This window comes from Flagellimonas marinaquae (genome assembly GCF_003992675.1).
GTDB lineage: Bacteria > Bacteroidota > Bacteroidia > Flavobacteriales > Flavobacteriaceae > Flagellimonas > Flagellimonas marinaquae.
On the sequence record NZ_RZMZ01000004.1, the window covers coordinates 1 to 2,500 of the forward strand.

Annotated in this window: 2 tRNA genes and 2 rRNA genes (1 of these 4 cut by a window edge); all 4 read left to right on the forward strand. The window is 53.0% G+C overall.

The window, feature by feature from the left end:
* Positions 1–108 precede the first annotated feature (108 nt).
* A 16S ribosomal RNA gene (locus EO130_RS01235) occupies positions 109–1,634 on the forward strand.
* 102 nt (positions 1,635–1,736) lie between these two features.
* Positions 1,737–1,810: transfer RNA gene (locus EO130_RS01240), tRNA-Ile, on the forward strand.
* A 162-nt stretch (positions 1,811–1,972) separates the two neighbouring features.
* A tRNA-Ala gene (locus EO130_RS01245) sits at positions 1,973–2,049 on the forward strand.
* 175 nt (positions 2,050–2,224) lie between these two features.
* Positions 2,225–2,500: ribosomal RNA gene (locus tag EO130_RS01250) — 23S ribosomal RNA — on the forward strand; it runs 2,541 nt beyond the window's last position.
* Together the 16S and 23S rRNA genes with 2 tRNA genes alongside form the textbook arrangement of a ribosomal RNA operon.

Consider the following 2,500-nt stretch of genomic DNA (forward strand, 5'->3'; position numbering starts at 1 on the left):
AAACAAAGAAGTTCATATACATATTGTAACGACAGCGTAGAATTAAGAAAGAACCATTTTGATGCAGGGACTCGGGTTTCCGGGTGTCGGACAGACATTCAAAGAAATACAATGAAGAGTTTGATCCTGGCTCAGGATGAACGCTAGCGGCAGGCCTAACACATGCAAGTCGAGGGGCATCACGGAAAAGCTTGCTTTTCTGGTGGCGACCGGCGCACGGGTGCGGAACGCGTATGGAACCTGCCCCTGTCAGGGGAATAGCCCAGGGAAACTTGGATTAATGCCCCATGGTATCGTTATATCGCATGATATTACGATTAAAGATTTATCGGACAGGGATGGCCATGCGTACCATTAGTTAGTTGGTGGGGTAACGGCCCACCAAGACAGCGATGGTTAGGGGCCCTGAGAGGGGGATCCCCCACACTGGTACTGAGACACGGACCAGACTCCTACGGGAGGCAGCAGTGAGGAATATTGGACAATGGGCGGGAGCCTGATCCAGCCATGCCGCGTGCAGGATGACGGCCCTATGGGTTGTAAACTGCTTTTATACGGGAAGAAACGCACCTACGTGTAGGTGTCTGACGGTACCGTAAGAATAAGGACCGGCTAACTCCGTGCCAGCAGCCGCGGTAATACGGAGGGTCCGAGCGTTATCCGGAATCATTGGGTTTAAAGGGTCCGTAGGCGGGCCTGTAAGTCAGGGGTGAAAGTTTGTGGCTCAACCATAAAATTGCCTTTGATACTGCAGGTCTTGAGTCATGGTGGGGTTGCCGGAACATGTGGTGTAGCGGTGAAATGCATAGATATCACATAGAACACCGATCGCGAAGGCAGGTGACCAACCATGTACTGACGCTGATGGACGAAAGCGTGGGTAGCGAACGGGATTAGATACCCCGGTAGTCCACGCCGTAAACGATGGATACTAGCTGTGGGGACTTCGGTCTCCGTGGCCAAGCGAAAGTGATAAGTATCCCACCTGGGGAGTACGTTCGCAAGAATGAAACTCAAAGGAATTGACGGGGGCCCGCACAAGCGGTGGAGCATGTGGTTTAATTCGATGATACGCGAGGAACCTTACCAGGGCTTAAATGCAGGCTGCATGGGGTAGAGATACCCCTTTCTTCGGACCGCCTGCAAGGTGCTGCATGGTTGTCGTCAGCTCGTGCCGTGAGGTGTCAGGTTAAGTCCTATAACGAGCGCAACCCCTACCGTTAGTTGCCAGCATGTCAAGATGGGGACTCTAACGGGACTGCCGGTGCAAACCGTGAGGAAGGTGGGGACGACGTCAAATCATCACGGCCCTTACGTCCTGGGCTACACACGTGCTACAATGGCCGGTACAGAGGGAAGCCACCCCGCAAGGGGGCGCGGATCTACAAAACCGGTCACAGTTCGGATCGGGGTCTGCAACTCGACCCCGTGAAGCTGGAATCGCTAGTAATCGGATATCAGCCATGATCCGGTGAATACGTTCCCGGGCCTTGTACACACCGCCCGTCAAGCCATGGAAGCCGGGAGTGCCTGAAGTCCGTCACCGCAAGGAGCGGCCTAGGGCAAAATCGGTAACTAGGGCTAAGTCGTAACAAGGTAGCCGTACCGGAAGGTGCGGCTGGAACACCTCCTTTCTAGAGAAAGAGATGTCCGGAAGATCCTTGTCCCGCACGAGATGGTTTTATCTCTGCGCTGTCGTTTATGATATGTTACAAATACTGGCAATAGGCCAAGACAGTCTCATAGCTCAGCTGGTTAGAGCGCTACACTGATAATGTAGAGGTCGGCAGTTCGAGTCTGCCTGAGACTACAAGTCGAAGAAGGACGAGAAGCCTGTGCTGAGCGCGGTCGAAGCAAGTCTGCCTGGGACTGTAAAGGAAGTTCATTGAGGAATATTGAATTGGAAATTTTAGAAGTTGAGTTACAGGGTTATCACTCATAACTCCCAACTAATAACTCATAACTGAAAGATGGGGGATTAGCTCAGCTGGCTAGAGCGCCTGCCTTGCACGCAGGAGGTCATCGGTTCGACTCCGATATTCTCCACCACGGCAAAGGCCGTCCGTCGATCTTGGTATCGGTGGCGGCGTGCCAGAAAGTTCATTGACATATTGGGACGGAGCGGAGCGGTATCATACCGTTCACGTGAAGTCAAAAAGAAGAAACACGAAGTAGAATAGAACAATTAAGGATTACGAGAGGGCGTCCCATATTTATATGGGATGCGACAAGCAAAAGAAGGGCGTATGGGGGATGCCTAGGCTCTCAGAGGCGACGAAGGACGTGATAAGCTGCGAAAATCCGCGGGGAGCTGCACATGAGCATTGATCCGCGGGTGTCCGAATGGGGCAACCCGGCAGGTTGAAGGCCTGTCACCCAGCAATGGGGGCGAACCCGCCGAACTGAAACATCTAAGTAGGCGGAGGAAGAGAAAACAAGAGTGATTCCGAGAGTAGTGGCGAGCGAAATCGGATCGGCCCAAACCGTTGTTGTTTCGGCA